We start from the raw sequence: 22,004 nt of genomic DNA on the forward strand, positions 1-22,004 counted from the left end.
TCAGCTTTTTTATTTGATGCAGATTATTCATCTAACTGGCAATTGATCATCCATTTAATTCCAAACTGATCGGTAAAAGCGCCATAAAGCGCACCCCAGAAGGTCTTTTCGAGTGGCATTTCAATTTGGCCATTCGCAGACAAAGCATCAAATAGTCGTTGCGCTTCATCCAACTCATCCGGGTCAAGATTGATTGAAATATAGTGATTTGTACCTTGGGTAAAGACACTGTTGGGAGCACAGAACTGGTCATTGGTATCAGATGCCATCAATACGGTAAATTCATTGATGGGTAAGGACACATGTAAAATTAAATTTTTATCGGCTTCTGATAGGCTAATACCTTCAGTCGGTGGCATATCACCATAACGACTAAGCATGGCAAATTCACCACCAAACACAGATTTATAAAAGTTAAATGCTTGTTCTGCTTGTCCTTTGAAATTTAGATAATGATTGAGTTGCATGGGGGACTCCTTGTTGTTTTTTTATACAATGCATAACTTATCGGGATTTTAGCAATGGATGCATTATTTTTTGTAATCCCAAACCTAAAAAATCCTGCATTACGCAGGATTTTTTGAACAAATTGAAAAATTATTTAGATCAATTCAATTGCGACCGCAGTTGCTTCACCACCACCGATACACAGTGCAGCAACACCTTTCTTACCACCTGTACGTTTAAGGGCGTGAATCAATGTCAGGATGATACGAGAGCCTGTAGAACCAACAGGGTGGCCCAATGCACAGGCACCGCCATTGATATTGACTTTTTCAGCATCTAATTTGAAATCATCGATTGGGCACATGGTGACCATCGCAAAAGCTTCATTGATTTCCCATAGATCGACGTCTTGCGCATCCCAACCAGCTTTGTTCAATACTTTTTGAATTGCACCTACAGGAGCAATGGTAAATTCAGAAGGGTGCTGTGAGTTTGAAGCAGTTGCAATAATTTTTGCCAAAGGCTGTAAACCACGTTGCGTTGCAACATCGCTAGATGTTAACACCAGTGCAGATGCACCATCCGAGATTGAGCTTGCGTTTGCGGCGGTAATGGTTCCGTCTTTTGCAAAAGCGGGTTTAAGTGATGGAATCTTGTCAATTTTTGCACTTAATGGTTGTTCATCCTGATCAATCACCACGTCGCCTTTACGTGTCGAAACGGTAACAGGTACGATCTCATCCTTAAAGTAACCTTCAGTAATGGCCTTTTGTGCGCGTTGCAAAGAACGAATCGCAAAATCATCCATTTGTTCACGTGTATAGCTGCGTTTATTGGCCATATCTTGGGCAAATGAGCCCATTAAACGACCTGTTTCCGCATCTTCTAAGCCATCAAGGAACATATGGTCTTTAATTTCACCATGGCCCATACGATAGCCAGCACGTGCTTTAGGTAATATATACGGTGCGTTGGTCATTGATTCCATACCGCCCGCAACGACGATTTCTGCACTGCCAGCCTTGATCATATCAGTTGCTTGCATCACGGCTTTCATGCCAGAACCGCAAAGCTTGTTAATAGTGACTGCACCGGTAGAATCTGGTAGACCTGCTTGACGCATGGCTTGACGTGCAGGGCCTTGTTTTAAACCCGCTGGTAAAACACAACCCATGATTACTTCTTCTACATCGGTTGGTTGTAGGCCAGAACGAGCAATTGCTTCTTTAATTGTTACTGCACCTAGTTCTGGTGCTGTTACACCTGAAAGTGCACCTTGGAAGCCGCCCATTGCTGTACGAGCGCCGTTAACGATTACGATGTCAGTCATGATGTGTCTCCACACTTATAATTTATAAAAATGTTCCAAACTTAAGCAGTATAGTAAAAAAAGCATCTGAATAAAGTGTTTTACCTATTTTAGGCTAGACTGAAGAGTTTTTAGCAACGCGATAACTTTTCGAAACGTATATTACCCATTCGGCTTAACATAATTTTCGTATGATAGTTTGGAGAGGTTGAGCAATAGATGAAACTGCCGTTGGATGCTAGAGGAAGACCATTGCTGGATTGAAATATAATAGAATCGGGGGTATTGCCAAATGCTCTATAGCTTAAATGACCATATTTATGGTTGAGTGCAATTGTAAATAACAATGTTTCCTCTGCATCTCGTTGTCTATTCCGATTGCTATCAATAAATCCAATAAAACCTTTATTCCAGTCATGATCACAATGAATCTCATCTGAACTTGGGCACAGCATCACATTTTGATGATGAAGTTGTGCATCCGTTTTTGCTTTTTGTATATGAATTGTGAGGATTCTTTTAAGGTAGGCAGCTTCGTTTGAGATCATAATTTCACGGAAATAGGGGACTGCAAAGGTGGCAAGAATGGCTAAAACTCCAAGCGTGATGATTAATTCGATTAGAGTCAGTCCATGGAATTTAAACATATTATCTCTTTGTGTTTTTATTAAATTTTTGATTAACAAATACTTGGATTGATTTTTTATAATCCAGAACAGGATCGGTAATAAAAATATTACTAATAAATTAATTAAGAAATACTAAATCGCAAGCTTTAAAACCATAATTCATCCCAATATTAAATGGGAATTGAAAATTTACTGAACTACAACGGAAATTGTAAGAAATTTTGTCAATAATTTACGAGGTTAAAGTTATCAAGCACTTGGAAAATTCATCAAGTGTTTGTATGATTCAAAGTGAAGTGAATAGCTTAAAAAATAATACTGTTGGACATTCGTGTTCTCAGGACGAAAAATCATAGGCTAAGCTTACACAACAAACAATTGTTATCTCTGGAGGATATCCATGAAATTGAGTCGTATTGCACTTGCTATGCTTGTTGCTGCTCCTTTAGCTGCTGCTAATGCGGGTATTACAGTAACACCATTGATGCTTGGTTACACATTCCAAGATTCTAAAAGCAACAATGGTCCTAAGCATTTAACAAATGCTCCTGAAATTAAGGATGACTTATTTGTTGGTGCTGCACTAGGTGTTGAATTAACGCCATGGTTAGGTTTTGAAGCTGAATACAACCAAGTTAAAGGTGATGTAGACGGTTCTACTCCTAATGCTAGCTACAAACAACAACAAATCAACGGTAACTTCTATGTTACTTCTGATTTGATCACTAAAAACTATGACAGCAAAATCAAGCCTTACGTATTGTTAGGTGCTGGTCATTACAAATATACATTTGATGATGCTACTCCAGCTCAATTGGGTCGCGCTGGTCGTGGCTTGAAAGAAGAAGGTACTTTGGGTAATGCAGGTTTTGGTGCTTTCTGGCGCTTGAACGATGCTTTGTCTCTTCGTACGGAAGCTCGTGGTACTTATAACATCGATGAAGATTTCTGGAACTATACTGCACTTGCAGGCTTAAACGTAGTTCTTGGTGGTCACTTGAAACCTGCTGCTGCAGTAGTAGAAGTTACTCCAGTTGAACCAACTCCAGTTGCTCCACAACCACAAGAGTTGACTGAAGACCTTAACATGGAACTTCGCGTATTCTTCGATACGAACAAGTCTGACATCAAGCCACAATACAAGTCTGAAATTGCTAAAGTTGCAGAGAAGTTAGCTGAGTACCCGAATGCGACAGCTCGCATTGAAGGTCACACAGATAACACTGGTCCACGTAAGTTAAACGAACGTTTATCTTTAGCGCGTGCTAACTCTGTTAAGTCTGCACTTGTTAACGAATACAACGTAAGCGCATCTCGTTTGACAACTCAAGGTTTCGCTTGGGATCAACCGATTGCTGACAACAAAACTAAAGAAGGTCGTGCTATGAACCGTCGCGTATTTGCTGCGATCAGCGGTAGCCGTACTGTTCTTGTACAACCAGGTCAAGCTAGATAATCTCTAGTTAAGATCATAAAAAAGCGACTCAATTGAGTCGCTTTTTTTATGGATATAAGTGTTTTTGTGGCATTGATGTAAAAGTAAACAATACTTGGTCAAAAACTAGCATAATCTGATTTTAATCTTGAGCGTTGCATGGGGATTATTTAGTTTTATTGAAAAGATTTTGGTAGCTTGTTAAAATTTTGATTAAAAAGTGATAAGCTCTCAGCGCTTTATTTGACGTTGTTAAATGAGAAAGTTCTAGCTTTTTGGGCGAGAAATAGGTCATTTTTTCAGTGGCTGCAAACTAAATGTTGTTAAATACTTGGAATGTTGGCCAAGTATTTGTATGATTCAACACCAAGTGAATGACTGAAAAAGATGCAATAAAGCTATTTCTCAGTATTCAAAATTATTAGATAGAGTTTAGAGAACAACAGTTTTTGTTTTGGAGGATATTCCATGAAATTGAGTCGTATTGCACTTGCTATGCTTGTTGCTGCTCCTTTAGCTGCTGCTAATGCGGGTATTACAGTAACACCATTGATGCTTGGTTACACATTCCAAGATTCTAAAAGCAACAATGGTCCTAAGCATTTAACAAATGCTCCTGAAATTAAGGATGACTTATTTGTTGGTGCTGCACTAGGTGTTGAATTAACGCCATGGTTAGGTTTTGAAGCTGAATACAACCAAGTTAAAGGTGATGTAGACGGTTCTACTCCTAATGCTAGCTACAAACAACAACAAATCAACGGTAACTTCTATGTTACTTCTGATTTGATCACTAAAAACTATGACAGCAAAATCAAGCCTTACGTATTGTTAGGTGCTGGTCATTACAAATATACATTTGATGATGCTACTCCAGCTCAATTGGGTCGCGCTGGTCGTGGCTTGAAAGAAGAAGGTACTTTGGGTAATGCAGGTTTTGGTGCTTTCTGGCGCTTGAACGATGCTTTGTCTCTTCGTACAGAAGCTCGTGGTACTTATAACATCGATGAAGATTTCTGGAACTATACTGCACTTGCAGGCTTAAACGTAGTTCTTGGTGGTCACTTGAAACCTGCTGCTGCAGTAGTAGAAGTTACTCCAGTTGAACCAACTCCAGTTGCTCCACAACCACAAGAGTTGACTGAAGACCTTAACATGGAACTTCGCGTATTCTTCGATACGAACAAGTCTGACATCAAGCCACAATACAAGTCTGAAATTGCTAAAGTTGCAGAGAAGTTAGCTGAGTACCCGAATGCGACAGCTCGCATTGAAGGTCACACAGATAACACTGGTCCACGTAAGTTAAACGAACGTTTATCTTTAGCGCGTGCTAACTCTGTTAAGTCTGCACTTGTTAACGAATACAACGTAAGCGCATCTCGTTTGACAACTCAAGGTTTCGCTTGGGATCAACCGATTGCTGACAACAAAACTAAAGAAGGTCGTGCTATGAACCGTCGCGTATTTGCTGCGATCAGCGGTAGCCGTACTGTTCTTGTACAACCAGGTCAAGCTAGATAATCTCTAGTTAAGATCATAAAAAAAGCGACTCAATTGAGTCGCTTTTTTTATTTGAGTAATTTAAATATGGAGTCATTTTGTTCTCCTTGGTCGTTAGGGGGATTTTGAGTTACCACATCTGTTTTTTTAGTTGCTGTTTGGCATCCTGTCTTGCACGGCGATGCTGGGCTCGCGGCTTTTCTGTTTCATGAACGCCACCTTTGTGTAATAAAGGGGAGAGTGCAACAGGGTTGCGCACTTTGATTTTAGGCATTTCCTTGAGTTTCATATCATTAACCTTTAATGCATAAGATTTGTTTGAGGGTGTGTACAATTTCGATCAAGTCCGCTTGGTTTGCCATAACTTGATCAATATCTTTATAGGCAGCTGGAATTTCATCAATCACAGCGCTGTCCTTTCGGCATTCAATCCCTTGGGTTTGCTGAATCAAGTCATCTTGGCTAAATAGCAGTTTTGCCTTACTGCGGCTTATCTTTCTACCTGCACCATGTGAACATGAGCAAAAGGACTCTGGATTGGCCTTGCCTTTGACGATATAAGAGCGAGCTCCCATTGAACCTGGGATAATGCCCAATTCATCCTGACCTGCCCGAATTGCACCTTTACGTGTTATCAATAGATTCTCACCAAAGTGGGTTTCTTGACTCACATAATTGTGGTGGCAGTTAATTGCTTCTTTGGTCATTTGAAAAGGTGATAGTAGTGGACGAATCGCTTCTAGGATCAGACGCATCATTTCACGTCTGTTTTCAAAGGCGTATTCTTGTGCCCATTGCACGGCTTCAACATAATCGTCAAAACTATTTGAGCCTTCAGCAAAATAACTTAAGTCTTTGTCCGGAACGTGACCGAAACGATGCTGTGCTTCTTTCTTTGCCAATTCAATGAAATATGTACCGATCACATTGCCTAAACCGCGGCTACCTGAGTGTAGCATGACCCAGACGTCCTGATTTTCATCCAGACACAGTTCAATAAAATGATTGCCGCCCCCTAAGGTCCCCAGCTGTTTTTGCCAAGTGGCATCGAACTTTCTAAGCATTCGAACCAGACCTGGATGTTTCTTGATGATGGGTTGTAAGCGTTTTTCTAGCGGAATAATACTAGAAGCTTTAGCTTTCACTTGTTTGTGTAATTCAAAGCCGACAGGGACTTTGCGTTCAATTGCATGGCGTAATGGTGCTAGATGATCTGGTAGTTGTGACGCTTTAAGATTGAGTCGAATCGCATTCATGCCACAACCGATATCAACCCCTACGGCTGCGGGGATGATGGCATTTTTTGTGGGAATCACGCTACCTACAGTCGCACCTTTGCCGACATGTACATCAGGCATCACGGCAATATGTGAATAAACAAATTGTAGTTGTGCCATTTTTTTCAGTTGTTCAATACTTTCGCTATCAATGTCGTTGGTGAAAATTTTCACTGGAACGCCATATTCAGCCTCAGCATTGAGAATTTTTTGTATGCCCATTTTCTTGTCTCGGGTATTTTAATTGTTGGTCCGAATAGGCGTAAAAAAACCTAGCGAATGCTAGGTTAAATAGAGCATTCGGACAAGCGATCATAATATTTGAACACTTGTCCGTGAGTTGACAGTGCCAAATCTTATGGTGTAGTTCCTAGTTGTAATGGCATGCTGTCGTCCTCCTATTATGTGGTGCCGTTGAAAATATGAGCGCGATTTTACTCATATTTTCATTTGGGTCAAGTTTTTATTCGCCTTCTTTGACATTCATATCTTGATATGCGATCAGTTTAGTCTTGTGTTTCCACTTATAACCGAGCCAAATTGCCAAAAATAATGGAATGCTGATATAGGTTGAGAGCAACCCTAACCAATCAATTTTTCCACCGAGCAGAGCTTGATAGTTTTGACCTAAGATAATGATCGAACAAAGAATAAATGCAAACCATGGTGCAAATGGGAAAAACTTGGCGCGGTAAGCAAGGTCTTCAACCTTATAACCTTGTGCGATATAACCTTTACGGAAACGATAGTGTGAAATCGCAATCCCAAGCCAGACAATGAAGCCACACATGCCTGACATATTGAGTAACCAGTTGAATACCTGTTTCTCACCAATGAACGTGGTTAAGAAACACAGCGCTGCAACCGCAGTCGTTGCGTAGAGGGCATTCATGGGTACACCGCGGCCATCCAGTTTCGAGAACCATTTTGGCGCGCGGCCTTCTTTGGCCATATCAAATAACATACGGGTAGAAGAATACATTCCAGAGTTACCCGCAGATAAGATTGCACTGAGAATCACCGCATTCATTAAACTTGCTGCGAAAGCAAAGCCTGCTTTTTCATATAGTAATGTAAATGGTGAAAGTGCAATATCTTCACTTTGAGCTGCTTTTAACAACAGTGGGTCGTCATAGCTGACCAATGTCCCGATAATAAAGATACACAGGATATAGAACAGTAAAATGCGCCAGAAGATCTGTTTAATCGCTAAAGGAATGGTTTTCTTCGGATCTTTAGATTCACCCGCTGCAACCCCCACCATCTCAGTCCCTTGGAACGAGAATCCGGCAATCATGGCAACCCCGATCAGGGCTTGTAAGCCACCGACAAATGGCGCTTCTTTGTAAGTCCAGTGCTGAAATACCGATACATTAGGTGTCAGCATGATTTTAGCAATCATCCAGATCCCAATGACAATAAACACGATAATGGCAATGACTTTGATCAAGGAGAATAAAAATTCACTTTCACCAAAACCTTTCACCGTTAAGGCATTAATCCCAAAAATAATGGCTAGGAAGATCGCACTCCAGTAGAACCCGGGAATATCGGGAAACCAGAATTTCATGATGAATTGAACCGCAACCAATTCAAATGCAACAGTAATCGCCCAGTTGTACCAATAGTTCCAACCTAAAGCAAAACCAAAGCCGTCTTCGACATAGCGACTGCCATAGGTAAAGAATGCACCCGATGTTGGATTGTGCGTGGCTAACTCACCTAAACTGGTCATCAAGAAGTAGATCATGATACCAATGAGCGCATAGGCCAGTAAGGCACCGCCGGGACCGGCAGTTGCAATGGTCGAACCAGAAGCAAGGAATAAGCCTGTGCCGATCGATCCACCAATCGCAATCATGTTCAGGTGACGTGCCCCGAGCTTACGCTGAAGGTGTTGAGGAGCAGATGTATCGCTCATAAAAATTCCTTAAAATGTTTATTTTGCACAGGCATATAACACCTTGAATCCTTGTTGATCTGCCTTAACCAAACATTGACCAAAATTTTGCTCAATGAGGGGCGGGTAATTCAGAAAACGATTGGCTACGATCCATAATTCACCTGCATTTTTCAGATGCTGTTTCGCACGTTGGCAAAGTTCTTCACTGGCATCGTAATTGGTATGAATCCCCTGATGAAAAGGTGGATTGCTTACGATGGCATCCAAATCTTTGGGTGCATCGACGAAACCAGTGACAGCATGTAGATTTAACTGATTGAGATTCAGATTGTTTTTCTGAAAAGTCAGCTCAGTTGACCGTAATGCAAATGCATCAACATCAAGTGCAAAAATTTGTTGGTTCGGATTTAGCTTGGCTAAATAAGCGCTAATAATTCCAGCACCACAACCAAAGTCGGCAATCTTACCTGATTTTACTTGGCTAAGGTAAGGGACTAATATGGCTGTTCCGACATCTAAATGATTTTGACTAAACACACCGGGTAGGGCGCAGATCTCTAATTGATCTTGATCTATCTGAACTGTATAGCTTTTTAACCAGTTTTCAAGTGGTTTTAACTGTTCAGTTTTTTCAATTTTCATTTGCCAAAATTGACAGTGACGTGCGCTATCGAGTTTTAATGTTTTACCATAAGGCTGTAATTGCTTGGCCGCTCGCTCAACACCGCCTTTTTTTTCACCCACTAAAAAAACCTGCTGATCCAGTTTTAGGTGGCTCATGACAACATGCAGAATATAGTTTAATAATTCTTTTGATTTAGGAACAAAAATAACAACTTGATCAAATTGGGCTTGAGGAAACTCAACTGAAAAATGTGAGTTGATATCAGTTTTTAAAAAACCTAGATGATCAGCATAATTCCAAGTCCACACGGATGCTTGGGCTTTTTCGGGTAAATTTTTGGCGAGCTGATCATTGGGCGCATTGATCAATAAGACTTGGCCATTTAAATAATCTTGCTGTCGGATGACAACTTCACTACGTGGATCCATTTTGATCTCTCATCAAAAACAAAGCCCAGTCGTGAAACTGGGCACTTGCGATTGTTTGTTGATTACTTATGTGTGTCAGGTAAAACAATGTTTAAAATCAAAGCGGCAATACCGCCAGTTGCGACACCAGAGCTAAAAATATTTTTAAATAGTTCAGGCAGGTGTTCAAGAATTTGAGGAACTTGAGCGACACCTAAACCAAGTGCAAGTGAAATCGCAATAATCAGCAGGGCGCGACGGTCGAGATGAATACTCGAAAGAATATTAATCCCAGACGCGGCTACAGCCCCAAACATCACCATCACGGCACCACCAAGGACCGCTTGTGGCACGGCTTGAATTACAGCAGCTACTGCAGGGAATAAGCCTAAAATCACGAGCAGCACGGCAATCCAGATTCCGACATAGCGGCTTGCCACACCAGTCAATTGAATGACACCATTGTTTTGTGCAAATACTGAACTTGGGAAAGTATTAAAGATACCTGCTAAGAATGAGTTTGCACCGTTGACCAGTACGCCGCCTTTAATGCGTTGCATCCAAACTGGACCATCAACTGGTTGATTCGATATTTTACTGGTCGCAGTGACGTCGCCAATTGCTTCAAGTGAAGTGACCAGATAAATGAATGCCATTGGAATGAATAAGCTCCAAGAGAAACTTAATCCAAAATGCATTGGGGTTGGAATTTGAATTAATGGTGCATCATTGAGGACAGCAAAGTTCAGGTGTCCCATAAAACCGGCAAGAATATAGCCAATCACCAGTGCAATTAAAATGGCTGAACTTTTCACCCAAACAATGCGGATTCGATTCAGTAAGATAATAATTCCAAGAACAGTACAGGACATGATCAAGTTGTCTGCATTGGCAAAAGTATTGTCTTGCATGGCGGTATAACCACCGCCCATGCTGATCAAACCTTCTTTAATCAGAGTAAGACCAATCAATAGCACCACAATGCCTGTGACTAACGGAGTAATCAGCTTTTTCACCCAAGGTAAAATTCGTGATACACCCATCTCAATAAATGAACCGGCAATGACGACACCAAAAATGGCGGCCATCACTTGCTCAACTGGGGTGCCTGCAGCCACCATTGCACTACCAATCCCGATGATTGGTCCGATAAAATTAAAGCTGGTACCCTGAACAATTAACAATCCGGCACCAAAAGGGCCAACTTTTTTACATTGTAAAAAAGTTGCAATTCCTGAGATGATCAGTGACATGGAAAGGATCATATTGGTGTCTTCACGCGAGACGCCAAGTGCCAAACAAATCAGTAATCCAGGGGTCACAATCGGGACTAAAATCGCCAAGAGATGCTGTAGAGCGGCTAAAAATGCAACAAAAGGTTTCGGTCGATCATTGAGTCCATAGACCAGATCAAGCTGCTGCTGAGGTTGTGAATTCGACATGGGAGTATAAAAAGCGAGAGGCATTAGGGCAATATTCTAATAGAGTTAGCTCGCTTTACCAACGATTCAATGACACTTCGTCAGAAAAAAAATGCACTGTCAATAAACTGTCACTACTAAAGTTTAGTATTTTTCTGTATAATTTGCCCTCAAATTTAAAGCGTATCGAATTTTACATGTCAGATATTAAAACTCTCCGTAACATTGCCATTATTGCGCACGTCGATCATGGTAAGACGACTTTAGTCGACAAACTTTTACAACAATCAGGTGCTCTTGGTGATCGCGCAGGCGAGATTGAACGTGTTATGGATTCTAACGCGCTTGAGTCTGAACGTGGTATTACCATTCTTGCAAAAAATACTGCAATTAAATGGTTAGATGCACGTACAAACACTGAATACCGCATTAACATTGTTGACACCCCGGGACACGCCGACTTCGGTGGTGAAGTTGAACGTGTAATGTCGATGGTTGACTGTGTATTGCTTCTTGTAGACTCACAAGAAGGTCCAATGCCACAAACTCGTTTCGTAACGCAAAAAGCGTTCGCACGTGGTTTGAAGCCAATCGTGATTATCAACAAAGTTGACAAGCCTAGCGCGCGTCCAGACTGGGTTATCGATCAAGTTTTTGATTTGTTTGATAACTTAGGCGGTACTGACGAACAGTTAGACTTCCCAGTTGTCTATGCTTCTGGTCTTCGTGGTGTTGCTGGTCCTTCACCAGAAGAATTAGCGGAAGATATGACACCGTTGTTCCAAACTATCGTTGATATCGTTGAACCACCAGCAGTTGATGTTGATGGTCCTTTCCAAATGCAGATTTCATCACTTGACTATAACAGCTTCGTAGGTGTTATTGGTGTTGGTCGTATTCAACGTGGTTCTGTAAAATTAAATACACCTGTTACTGTTATCGATAAAGATGGCAATACACGTAACGGCCGTATCTTAAAAATCATGGGTTACCATGGTTTAGAGCGTGTTGATGTTGAATCAGCTTCAGCTGGTGACATCATCTGTATTACGGGTATTGATGCATTAAACATTTCCGATACGATTTGTGATCCTAAAAATGTTGAAGCATTACCAGCATTGTCTGTAGATGAACCGACTGTATCGATGACTTTCCAGGTAAACAACTCACCGTTTGCTGGTAAAGAAGGTAAATTCGTAACTTCACGTAACATTCGTGAACGTCTTGACCGTGAATTGATTCACAACGTAGCACTTCGTGTTGAAGATACTGACAGCCCAGACCGTTTCAAGGTTTCAGGTCGTGGTGAACTTCACCTTTCAGTCTTAATTGAAAACATGCGTCGTGAAGGCTTCGAAATGGGCGTATCACGTCCACAAGTGATCATGAAAGAAATAGATGGCGAAAAACAAGAGCCATACGAAAATGTCACTTTTGACGTTGAAGAACAGCATCAAGGTTCTGTAATGGAACAAATGGGCTTCCGTAAAGGCGAAATGACCAATATGGAAGTTGACGGTAAAGGCCGTATCCGTATTGAAGCAACTGTACCTTCACGTGGCTTGATTGGTTTCCGTTCTGAATTCCTAACCATGACTTCTGGTACAGGGATCATGACATCAAGCTTCTCGCATTACGGTCCAGCAAAAGCAGGTACTGTTGCGAAACGTCAAAATGGTGTGTTGATTTCTATGGTTCAAGGGACTTGCTTGGGCTATGCATTATTTACGCTTCAAGACCGTGGTCGTTTATTCGCTAAACCACAGTTGGAAGTGTATGAAGGTATGATCATCGGTATTAACTCACGTTCTGATGATATGGTTGTAAACCCAACCAAAGCGAAACAGTTAACTAACGTTCGTGCGTCAGGTACTGATGAAGCTTTAACTTTAACACCTGCAATGGAATACACGCTTGAACAAGCGCTTGAATTCATTCAAGATGACGAGTTAGTTGAAGTAACACCAAAATCGATTCGTATCCGTAAGCGTTACTTAACTGAAAACGAACGTAAGCGTAACCGCGATAAATAATTTTTCTTCACCGAAAAATGACAAAACCGCTAAATTTATTTAGCGGTTTTTTATTGCATAAATCTGATGGGAAGGACATGCTTAAAGACATATTTTTATGAAAATAAAAAGTGTTGTTAAAGTGTGAAATAACTTTCTTTTTGATAAAAATATTAAATTATCAGCATTATGTGGATAACCGCACCTGTGTAATAAACAATGCAAAAACAGGCCGCGATCAAGTTCAGCTCTGGAGAGTTATAGATGAGTATTATTAAAGAATTTAAAGAATTTGCCATCAAGGGCAATATGATGGATTTGGCGATTGGTGTCATCATTGGTGGTGCTTTTGGTAAAATTATTGATTCATTAGTGAAAGATATTGTAATGCCAGTGATTTCATGGATCTTGGGTGGCAATGTAGATTACACCAACTGGTTCCTTATCCTCGGCGATAACCCGAACAATGTGACGACGTTGAAAGCGGCACAGGATGCAGGACTGAATGTCTTTGCGTATGGTAGCTTCTTAACTATTCTTATTAATTTCTTGTTATTAGCATGGGTTGTGTTCTTATTAGTGAAAGTGATGAATCGTATTCGTAAACAAGAAGAGGCTGCACCTGAGCCAGAAGCAACGCCAGAAGATGTTCAACTGTTACGTGAAATTCGTGATGAGTTGAAAAAACAGGGCTAAGTGAGCTTGAATAAAAAACGGCATCTGAGATGCCGTTTTTTATTGTCTATTGGAACAGGACCGTGCTGGATAGTGGCGTAAAATCGTCATTTCTCATAGAAAAAAAGCTGCTTTCATTTTAAGATGCTGTACATATTGTGAGGGGGATCAACCAACATGAACCGATTATTTGTATATGGTACATTATGCCCAAATCGAGAAAATGCCCATATTTTGGGAGAAATCGGTGGCGACTGGCAGCAAGCTTCGGTGCATGGCACGATTCATATTCTAGATTGGGGGCCAGATAAAGGCTTGCCTGCTATCGTTCTGAATGAAGCAGATTCTTTGGTTGAGGGATATTTGTTTAGTACTGACAAATTAGAACAAAACTGGCAAATGCTGGATGATTTTGAAGGGATACAATATCAACGTGTAAAGACTCAGGTTCAGTTGTCTAATGGTGAAATGACATTGGCATGGACCTATGTGATGAGGCCACAGGATTAAAAGATTTATTCTCGGAACTGACTGTTGAGCTTAAATCTAAATTTAAGCTCAAGTAGACCGATTATCTCAAACTGCCCATACGGAATTTGACTTCAACCAAATGAAAACCAAACTGGCTTTTAATCGGACCATGTAAAATACGTTCTGCTGCGCTAAAGACCAGTTTATCGATGACAGGCACCAACTGACCTTTTTTCACCTCGCCGAGTTCACCACCACGTTTGGCTGAGTTGCAGGTTGAATATTGCTTGGCAACTTTTCCGAAATCTGCACCTGATTGAATCCGCTTTTTTAGCTGCTCAGCTAAATCTTTATCTTTGACGAGAATATGTCGAACAATCGCAGTTTGCATGATTTGTTCTCCTTGGGATATCTGAATAAGCCTAAGCTTTTTTTAACTTCAATGGTTGGCATTGCGGGCAAAATACGCTGGCACGTTGACCAAGCTTTAAGTTTTCCAGTGTGGTTTCGCAATTTACGCACATTTCGCCTGCACGCCCATAGGCCAAAAGCGTCTGTTGAAAATAACCATTTTCACCCATGGCATTGCTATAGTCACGCAAGGTAGAGCCACCAAGATCAATTGCCTGTTTTAAGATGCGTTTAACTTCAATGACCAGTTTTTCTACCTGTGTTTTGCTTAAGGTTGAAGCTGGCTGTGCAGGATGAACCCCGATATTGAATAAACTTTCAGTCGCATAAATATTGCCGACACCAACCACCACATGATTATCCATCAAAGCAATTTTAATGCCGACATTCTTTTTACTCAGTTTTTCACCTAAGTAAGCCGCATTAAAATCTTCACTGAGTGGCTCAGGGCCGAGTGTGTCGATCAGTTTGCTTTGATTGGCTTGGTCTAACCACAAAATGCAGCCAAAACGACGTGGGTCGTGATAGCGGAGTTGCAAATCCTCAAAATCAATCACCAGATGATCATGCTTTCTCAGCGCTTCATTAGCTTGACACAAACGAAAGCTGCCAGACATACCCAAATGCCAGAGCATCTGATCTTGTTCAAATTCGGCCAGAATATATTTAGAGCGACGTTTCAGTTGCGTTAGACGTTGTCCAACCAGTTTGTCGAGATCGTTGGGAATTGGCCAGCGTAAACTCGCATTCAATACAGTGACGGCTTGAACACGTTGCTCTAAAAGAGGGAGAAGGCTGGTTTTGGTGGTTTCAACTTCAGGAAGTTCAGGCATATAGAGCTCAAGTTGTTTCAACAACAATACAATGAGGGTAAATGTTTCACTTACAATTATGACGGTATTTAATTTTATTTGCCAATGCAGATCGGTAACGTTCTTGATGATGGCCGTAAAATTTAAATAGGTAAGTTAAATATAAAATAATTAGATGCTTACTTTTAAAAATCATCCTTTTGAAATTTTGAGAAATAAGGAATCTTCATGCCTTCACTGAAAATTAACCTTTTATATGGTTGCGTCGCAATGTGTATGGGGGTGGGTAATAGCGCTGTCTGGGCGGGTGAATCTGATGCTGAGCAAGCTGTGCAATTGCCATCAATTAAAGTCGAGGCAACACGCACCGACACTACATATATACAAACACCAGCCTCAATTTTTAGGGTGGATATGCCTAAAGATGATCAATCAGCACAAGTGAATTTAACAGAGGTTGTTAAAGGAATTCCAAGTCTTCAATTACGTAATCGTGAGAACTATGCACAGGATTTGCAATTGTCAATGCGCGGTTTTGGTGCACGCTCTACTTTTGGTGTGCGTGGCATTCGTTTATATACCGACGGTATTCCGGCAACGATGCCCGATGGGCAGGGGCAAACCTCAAATATTGATTTAAGCAGCTTGAGCCATCTTGAAGTATTAACGGGCCCATTTTCATCACTATATGGCAATTCATCAGGCGGCGCGATTCTGGCAACAACCAGAGAGGGGCAGGGTAAAGACTCGATTGAAATGAGTTATGCTGGGGGCAGCCACAATAAGAATCGCGCGGGTATTGTGTTGCAAGGCGGTGCTAAAAATCAAAATGAACCGAGTTATGTGATTAGCTCATCTTATTTTGATACCGATGGTTTTCGAGACCATAGCGGAGCAAACAAGGTTTTAAGCAATGCAAAACTGACGTGGAATTTGGATGATGGTAGTAAGATTAACTGGATCACTAACTACGTCAAGATTGATGCTGATGATCCTAGTGGCTTAACACGAGCAGATTGGGAAGTGAATCCAAGACAAGTGGCAAAAAATGTTTTGGATTACAATGCACGTAAAAAGATTGATCAAACCCAAACAGGGCTTACATGGTCAAAACCAATCAATGACCAAAATGAACTGTATGCGATGGCCTACATTGGGCAACGTCAAGTAACACAATATCAATCGATTCCAGATATGGTTCAAAAAAATCCAGCGACACCGTATCAAGCTGGTGGAGTAATTGATTTTAAACGTGATTATTATGGTGCAGACTTCCGCTGGACGGGGAAGGACTTACTACCGAATACCCAGTTCAGTGCAGGTGTGGCAATTGATGCGATGAATGAAGGTCGACAAGGCTATCAAAACTTTAATGAGACTGGGGATAAAGGGGTAAAAGGAGCCCTGCGCCGTGATGAGCGTAATACCTTGTGGAATGTCGATCCTTATTTACAGGCTTCATGGTCTTTTTTACCAACGATGCGTCTAGATACAGGTGTGCGTTATAGTAATGTGCATTACGAATCGAAAGATCATTATATTGTTGGTCTGAATGGGGATAATAGTGGCAAAACTAGCTATGAAGAAGTATTACCTTCAGTGGCTCTAAGTTGGCAAGTTATTCCAGAAGCTTTACTCTATGCAAGTTATGCCAAAGGTTTTGAAACGCCAACATTCACTGAGATGGCTTATCCTGCAAAAGGTGGCAGCAGCACGCTAGACTTAAGACCTTCAAAAAGTGATAACTATGAGGTGGGTCTAAAATCTTCAAATGTGTTAGGTGATTTTAATTTGGCTACATTCTACATTCAAACCAAGGATGACATTGTTGCAGCTGAAAATATTGGTGGTCGTGCAACTTTTAGGAATGCAGATAAGACTTTACGCAAAGGTGTTGAGTTGGCTTGGAATAAAGCGCTTTGGAAAGATTTGGCCATCAATGCTAGTTATGCCTATTTAGATGCGACCTTTGATTCTAAAGTTCCTGCGGTTGGAAAAGTTGCTGAGATTCCTGAGGGAAATGCAATTCCTGGAATCGCAAAGAGCCAAGCTTTTATTGGTTTGGCGTGGAAACCTGAGCAGGGCTTTTACGCAGGTGCAGATGTGCAGTATATGGATAAAGTGTATGTTAATGATATTAATAGTGATGCAGCACCAAATTATACGGTCGCGTCATTGTATACTGGATATGCGTGGAAATATGCAGACTGGGGAGTGAGTGGTTTTGCACGCGTAGATAACCTGTTCGATAAAAACTATGCAGGCTCGGTGATTGTTAACGAAGGAAGCAACCGCTTCTTTGAACCCGCAGATGGGCGTAATTGGAGTGCTGGGATTAAAGTCAGCAAACAGTTCTAAGTGAAAACAAGCAGCACTTACAAAGTGCTGCTTGTGGCTTTTTATTTTTTGGTTGGCGCTGCTTTTTTCGCAGCAATGGCTTCGTTAACTTTGACTAATGATTCTTTCGCATTTGGATAGTCCACAGCCGCTAAGCGTGAAAAGATATTTTTTGCCTGCTCTAAATCCTGATCGATAATACTGCCATTGGCAAGCATATTGCCAAGAATCATGAGAGAGGGTGCATAATCCTTTTTGGCAAGATCCTTTAAGCTCTCAATTGCTTGCTGTTGCATAAACGGGTTTTTATTCTTAACCCCAATACCAAGGTCATAAACTGCTTTTAAATTTCGTGCCGGATAATAATCCTTTCGGAGGAGAGGCAATAATTTCTGAATGGCGAGTTGGTCGTATTCAGGTTTTCCTTGGCGGAATAGAAGATCTGCAAACTCAACGGTTGCTTCATCTGAGCCTTGGATCGAGGCTTTTTCTAAATATTCTTTATACTTTTGTGGATTCTTGCCTAGGCCAAGCGTACCTTTGTGGTAGGCCTGAGCAATACTAAAGCTGGCTGGGCCATAGCCTTTAGTTGATGCGTCTTGGTAATATTGTAATGCTTTTTTCTCATCTTTTGCGGTACCTTGACCTAGCTGAGTCATGTAGCCAAGATTATAAATCGCTTGTTGATTACCCGTTGTGGCTAAACGTTGCATTTCTTGAAAGGCAGCAGCATAGTCCTTTGCTTCGTAAAGTTGGGTTGCTTTTGTAAAGACAGGATCGGGTTTAATGGTCGATGTTTTTGCGTCTGCTGCGAAAGCACTATGACTAACAACAGTAATTAAACTCGCAATCAGCAATTTTTTCATGTTTATTTTTCCTTTCATGTTGATCTGCTTTCATCCCTTGTATGGCAGAACTCAATATGCTGTCCTCATCATAAAAGTTTAGGCAAAAATGTAAATAAGGATTTTGTATAAATCGTGGTGAAATGAAAGAACCTAAATTAACTATTTTATATGAGTTAAGAACTATTAAATCAATATCTTATGTTTTATTTTTTTAGATAATCGCTTGTGACCCTTCTGTGGCAAAAGAGTCATAAGCCTTCATCATTGCATATTATTTGTTACTGCTGGCTTCCTGTAAAAGCTGCTCAATCTGTTCAGCATTTTGTGGGCTGCCAGAGAGCCGCATGCCATTTTGTAAGAATAGGGTCGGAGTGCCATCAATTTGTAATTTTTGACCCAAGGCTAAATTCTTTTGTATTGGGGTTTCACACTGAGCTGCATTTTTTGGTGCTTTACGATGCAGCATATAATCTTCCCAAGCTTCGTACGGATTTTTGGAACACCAAATTTTATTGGCAACCGCTTCTGCCTGAGGATGTAATTTTTTCAGTGGGAATAAGAACAGATAAACTGTGACATTATCTATAGAGGTCATATGCTGTTCAAGTTTTTGGCAATAAGGACAGTCAGGATCGCTAAAGACGTACAGGATACGATCTCCCTTGCCTTTGACATATTTGATTGCTTGATCGAGCGGCAGTTGTTTGACATCAATTTTTCCAAATTCGGCTAAGTGCTCTTCGGTCAGATTTTTCTTGTTTTTGACATCGAGGAGGTTACCGAAAAACAGATACTTGGCGGTTTCATCAGTATAGATGATTTTACCTGCGGCATAGACTTCATAAATACCCGGTAAAGGAGAAGGACTAACCGATTTGACCGGAATATCTGGATAATTCTGTTTGAAGTTGCGTTCCAGTGTTTTGCTATCGGCATGTAATGTTTGTAAGCCAAAAAGGCTAAGCGTGATAGCGGATAACCATGTTTTGATCGTTATTTTCATGTGGAATCGATTGTGTTGAGAATATAGGAACAATAACGTCGATTTAAACTTTCGACAAGAACAGCGATGAAACTTTATTTTAAATAGGGCTGCATCGCCAATTGAAGTAATTCAATCAGCTCAGGGTCCATATAGTGATAGTCATCTGGAATATCGAGCACAAACACTTTTTTATGCGCTAGTTGTTTGGAAAACTGTTCTTTGATCTGTTGCTTGTGTCGAGATTCCATCACAAAGATTTGCTCAGCCCAAGCAATGTCTTTTAATGAAATGGTGTGTTTGGCATGACGGCTGGTGCCAGCTGAACGGGTACGTAGACCATACCCTTGTGCGAAAATACGTTCAGCTGTTGGACTGCGCCATTGGTTACGGCTGCAAATAAAGAGAATATTCAGAATCAAAGAGTCCAATAATTAAAACGGGCATCATGTAAAGATTGAGCTTTAGAAATGCGAGGATATTCGATTCTTAATTGCTTTGCCCGAGCAAGTTTAACTTGTCTTGTATAGAGATATTTCCATTGCTTTACAGGCTTCCACAAACGTGTTGTGTGTCTACAGTCTCGGCCTCGAAATAAAAACTTTTGCTTACGTCGCCATGCTCGGTTACGTTGTTGTGCTAAATCATCCATTATAAAAAACTCATGAGTTAATCGGGTTCAGCAGCCGCGATAACACATGAGTTTTTACTATAATATTAAAGCCTAATTTCCACAAGGATTTAACTTGGTCGAGCGACATCGCCATTCAGTGTTTCAGGCAGCTCTAAAACAGTTACACCAAGTTCTGTTAAGGCTGCGGGTTTGGCAATCACAAGTGCCAGATAACCAGTTTCAAAGGCAACACTATTGACTACTTCAACATCTTTACTGAGTTGCGTTGCTGGGGCTGGCAGACCACCTTCGGCTTGAATTAAATGCAACCAATGCTTTGGTTTGGCTTTAAACCAAAGACGTGCCACGATTTCTTGGCCAAGATAACAGCCCTTATCAAAATGTACGCCATCGCGTTGATGTAATCGTAATTCTTGTGGTTGGAATAGGTGTTCTGTACTTTGACTAATCCAAGCTTGCCCAGACTGAATTGCCTGAACTTGCCAAGTACTGATATCGCTTACTGTTGCAGAAAACTCAGTTTGAATACCATTTACTGTTGGGTAAACAGGGCTGATTTGTTCTAACTTCATTTTAGAAAAAGCACCAAACTTTTTAATATGCTTAGCAAATTCTTCGGCTTGGTCCTGCGTGGTCACAAGTTCAAAGCTCTCTGGGGTGAGTCTTTTAATCCATAAACCAAAATGAATACGTCCTTTTAAATCACAAATAGCGGTATAGCGATTTTCATTTTCAGGTATCCGTTCGACATGAATGGTCACCTGACCTTGTAAAAATTTCTGTGCATCTACACCATTTAAGCTAAAAGCAGTAAAAGCAAGCTGGCTCATAGATCAATCCTAAATCTGCGTTCTGATCACTAAAATATGGATTGTTATTTTGCGCCATTTTTCACAAAAAAGCAGCTTTAGATTCTCGATAATCGTGCTCAAATGAGCGATTGAAGGCATGGCATTTGTACAGCAAATCGCTATGATAAATCGATCCAGCGCAAGAATTGTAAGATTGGAGAATAATAATGACGGGTACAGTAAAATTACATCGTGTATTAAATGCGCCACCTGCTCGGGTTTTTAAAGCCTTTTTAGATCCAGATGCCTTGGTCAAATGGTTACCACCGCATGGATTCACAGCAAAAATCCATCATCTTGATCCACAAGAGGGTGGTAGCTATAAAATGTTATTTACCAATTTTTCAACAGGACACTCTCATTCTTTTGGTGGAAGCTATATCGAACTGGTTCCCAATGAACGCTTGCGTTATACCAGTCGTTTTGATGACCCAAACCTGCCCGGTGATATTCAGGTGACGATTCAACTCAAACAAGTATTGGTCGGTACTGAAATCCATATTACCCAAGAAGGGATACCAGACGTGATTCCAGTTGAAGCGTGTTATTTAGGCTGGCAAGAATCATTGTATTTGCTTGGCTTATTGGTGCAGGTTGAGATTCCAGATTAGAAATTGAAAAAGCAGAATCAGCTTAAAAATACAGTTTATGATGATGACATCGGGGGATGCTATGTCAGGACAAGCAATTGTTGAACACCGTGAACAGCTTGCACGTCGTGCAATGCGAGAAGCTTTAGAAAACCAACAGGCCGAAGACAGTGTAGAGCTATTTATTCAACACCATCTTGAGGAGGTTGAATCTGCATATTGGCAAAAACATTTTGGGACACCTACTCCAACACCGTTACAGGTGTTAGAGATTTTAGTCTTGGATCATCAATGCGATGATGACGGCTTAGAACCGCATGAGATGCTTGATTTTACTTTGCCCGATGGAATGACCAATTATGTGATTTGTGTAAGTTTTGATGCAAAAGGGCAGGTGATTGATATCGCAATGGAAAGCTAAGCCT

23 protein-coding genes are annotated in these 22,004 nt (G+C 40.9%); 8 read left to right on the forward strand and 15 right to left on the reverse strand.

The features are described from left to right. Positions 1–23: 23 nt before the first annotated feature. The 3 genes from NQU59_RS06800 to NQU59_RS06810 all read right to left on the reverse strand — a co-directional run bounded on the left by NQU59_RS06800 (position 24) and on the right by NQU59_RS06810 (position 2,403). Positions 24–467: a VOC family protein gene (locus NQU59_RS06800; protein WP_005244123.1), complete on the reverse strand. Its 444-nt coding sequence runs from the start codon at positions 465–467 to the stop codon at positions 24–26. 134 nt (positions 468–601) lie between these two features. Next, positions 602–1,777, reverse strand: coding sequence for a thiolase family protein (locus NQU59_RS06805; protein ID WP_257065394.1), 1,176 nt, complete (start codon positions 1,775–1,777; stop codon positions 602–604). Positions 1,778–1,887: 110 nt separating this feature from the next. Then, complete coding sequence (locus NQU59_RS06810; RefSeq protein ID WP_005244120.1) at positions 1,888–2,403, reverse strand: GspH/FimT family pseudopilin; 516 nt, start codon at positions 2,401–2,403, stop codon at positions 1,888–1,890. A gap of 382 nt (positions 2,404–2,785) precedes the next feature. Between NQU59_RS06810 and omp38 (NQU59_RS06815) the strand changes: the two genes are divergently transcribed. Then, a complete protein-coding gene (omp38, locus tag NQU59_RS06815) occupies positions 2,786–3,841 on the forward strand; it encodes an outer membrane protein Omp38 (protein WP_005244119.1) in 1,056 nt (351 codons plus the stop codon). A 447-nt stretch (positions 3,842–4,288) separates the two neighbouring features. Further along, a complete protein-coding gene (gene omp38 / locus NQU59_RS06820) occupies positions 4,289–5,344 on the forward strand; it encodes an outer membrane protein Omp38 (protein ID WP_005244119.1) in 1,056 nt (351 codons plus the stop codon). 109 nt (positions 5,345–5,453) lie between these two features. Here omp38 (NQU59_RS06820) and NQU59_RS06825 read toward each other — a convergent pair whose 3' ends face one another. From NQU59_RS06825 to NQU59_RS06845, 5 genes are all read right to left on the reverse strand, one after another. Further along, positions 5,454–5,612 (reverse strand): hypothetical protein, encoded by a 159-nt coding sequence (locus NQU59_RS06825; protein ID WP_005244118.1) that lies wholly within the window; start codon positions 5,610–5,612, stop codon positions 5,454–5,456. Between the two features lie 4 nt (positions 5,613–5,616). After that, entirely contained in the window at positions 5,617–6,822 is a 1,206-nt protein-coding gene (locus NQU59_RS06830; RefSeq protein ID WP_257065397.1) for an RtcB family protein, read from the reverse strand. Positions 6,823–7,063: 241 nt separating this feature from the next. Beyond that, positions 7,064–8,521 carry an amino acid permease gene (locus tag NQU59_RS06835; RefSeq protein WP_257065399.1) on the reverse strand — a complete coding sequence of 486 codons (1,458 nt, stop codon included), beginning with the start codon at positions 8,519–8,521 and terminating at the stop codon, positions 7,064–7,066. A gap of 18 nt (positions 8,522–8,539) precedes the next feature. Then, on the reverse strand, positions 8,540–9,556 hold the full coding sequence (locus NQU59_RS06840; protein ID WP_005244115.1) for a methyltransferase: 1,017 nt from the start codon (positions 9,554–9,556) through the stop codon (positions 8,540–8,542). A 62-nt stretch (positions 9,557–9,618) separates the two neighbouring features. Continuing rightward, a complete protein-coding gene (locus NQU59_RS06845) occupies positions 9,619–10,977 on the reverse strand; it encodes a uracil-xanthine permease family protein (RefSeq protein ID WP_010590226.1) in 1,359 nt (452 codons plus the stop codon). Between the two features lie 176 nt (positions 10,978–11,153). Between NQU59_RS06845 and typA the strand changes: the two genes are divergently transcribed. From typA to NQU59_RS06860, 3 genes are all read left to right on the forward strand, one after another. Continuing rightward, on the forward strand, positions 11,154–12,989 hold the full coding sequence (gene typA, locus NQU59_RS06850) for a translational GTPase TypA (RefSeq protein WP_005244111.1): 1,836 nt from the start codon (positions 11,154–11,156) through the stop codon (positions 12,987–12,989). A gap of 243 nt (positions 12,990–13,232) precedes the next feature. After that, the gene (mscL, locus tag NQU59_RS06855; RefSeq protein ID WP_005244106.1) at positions 13,233–13,664 is read left to right on the forward strand and encodes a large conductance mechanosensitive channel protein MscL; all 432 of its coding nucleotides are present in this window, start codon (positions 13,233–13,235) and stop codon (positions 13,662–13,664) included. A gap of 156 nt (positions 13,665–13,820) precedes the next feature. Continuing rightward, on the forward strand, positions 13,821–14,153 hold the full coding sequence (locus NQU59_RS06860) for a gamma-glutamylcyclotransferase family protein (protein WP_005244104.1): 333 nt from the start codon (positions 13,821–13,823) through the stop codon (positions 14,151–14,153). Positions 14,154–14,214: 61 nt separating this feature from the next. Here the strand turns inward: NQU59_RS06860 and NQU59_RS06865 are convergent, their stop codons facing one another. Next, positions 14,215–14,505, reverse strand: a complete 291-nt coding sequence (locus NQU59_RS06865; protein ID WP_005244102.1) for a peptidylprolyl isomerase — start codon at positions 14,503–14,505, stop codon at positions 14,215–14,217. A gap of 31 nt (positions 14,506–14,536) precedes the next feature. Further along, on the reverse strand, positions 14,537–15,358 hold the full coding sequence (mutM, locus tag NQU59_RS06870; RefSeq protein ID WP_005244100.1) for a bifunctional DNA-formamidopyrimidine glycosylase/DNA-(apurinic or apyrimidinic site) lyase: 822 nt from the start codon (positions 15,356–15,358) through the stop codon (positions 14,537–14,539). Positions 15,359–15,565: 207 nt separating this feature from the next. On the opposite strand from mutM, the gene NQU59_RS06875 reads away from it, so the two are divergent. Beyond that, positions 15,566–17,695, forward strand: a complete 2,130-nt coding sequence (locus tag NQU59_RS06875; RefSeq protein ID WP_257065403.1) for a TonB-dependent receptor — start codon at positions 15,566–15,568, stop codon at positions 17,693–17,695. A 41-nt stretch (positions 17,696–17,736) separates the two neighbouring features. Here NQU59_RS06875 and NQU59_RS06880 read toward each other — a convergent pair whose 3' ends face one another. The 5 genes from NQU59_RS06880 to ygfZ all read right to left on the reverse strand — a co-directional run bounded on the left by NQU59_RS06880 (position 17,737) and on the right by ygfZ (position 20,968). Further along, positions 17,737–18,540 carry a tetratricopeptide repeat protein gene (locus tag NQU59_RS06880; protein WP_005244089.1) on the reverse strand — a complete coding sequence of 268 codons (804 nt, stop codon included), beginning with the start codon at positions 18,538–18,540 and terminating at the stop codon, positions 17,737–17,739. Positions 18,541–18,793: 253 nt separating this feature from the next. Further along, positions 18,794–19,525, reverse strand: coding sequence for a DsbC family protein (locus tag NQU59_RS06885; protein WP_043971698.1), 732 nt, complete (start codon positions 19,523–19,525; stop codon positions 18,794–18,796). Positions 19,526–19,599: 74 nt separating this feature from the next. After that, complete coding sequence (locus tag NQU59_RS06890; RefSeq protein WP_005244084.1) at positions 19,600–19,920, reverse strand: low molecular weight protein tyrosine phosphatase family protein; 321 nt, start codon at positions 19,918–19,920, stop codon at positions 19,600–19,602. Positions 19,921–19,922: 2 nt separating this feature from the next. Then, positions 19,923–20,156, reverse strand: a complete 234-nt coding sequence (locus NQU59_RS06895; protein WP_005244081.1) for a hypothetical protein — start codon at positions 20,154–20,156, stop codon at positions 19,923–19,925. A gap of 89 nt (positions 20,157–20,245) precedes the next feature. After that, positions 20,246–20,968: a CAF17-like 4Fe-4S cluster assembly/insertion protein YgfZ gene (gene ygfZ, locus NQU59_RS06900; protein WP_257065408.1), complete on the reverse strand. Its 723-nt coding sequence runs from the start codon at positions 20,966–20,968 to the stop codon at positions 20,246–20,248. 182 nt (positions 20,969–21,150) lie between these two features. Here ygfZ and NQU59_RS06905 point away from each other — a divergent pair, with 182 nt between their 5' ends. Together NQU59_RS06905 and NQU59_RS06910 are read left to right on the forward strand one after the other, a co-directional pair. Then, entirely contained in the window at positions 21,151–21,600 is a 450-nt protein-coding gene (locus NQU59_RS06905) for an SRPBCC family protein (RefSeq protein WP_373463005.1), read from the forward strand. Positions 21,601–21,637: 37 nt separating this feature from the next. Beyond that, the gene (locus NQU59_RS06910) at positions 21,638–22,000 is read left to right on the forward strand and encodes a DUF2004 domain-containing protein (protein ID WP_005244075.1); all 363 of its coding nucleotides are present in this window, start codon (positions 21,638–21,640) and stop codon (positions 21,998–22,000) included. Positions 22,001–22,004 lie beyond the last annotated feature (4 nt).

Source organism: Acinetobacter colistiniresistens (assembly GCF_024582815.1).
In the GTDB taxonomy this organism is placed as follows: Bacteria; Pseudomonadota; Gammaproteobacteria; order Pseudomonadales; family Moraxellaceae; genus Acinetobacter.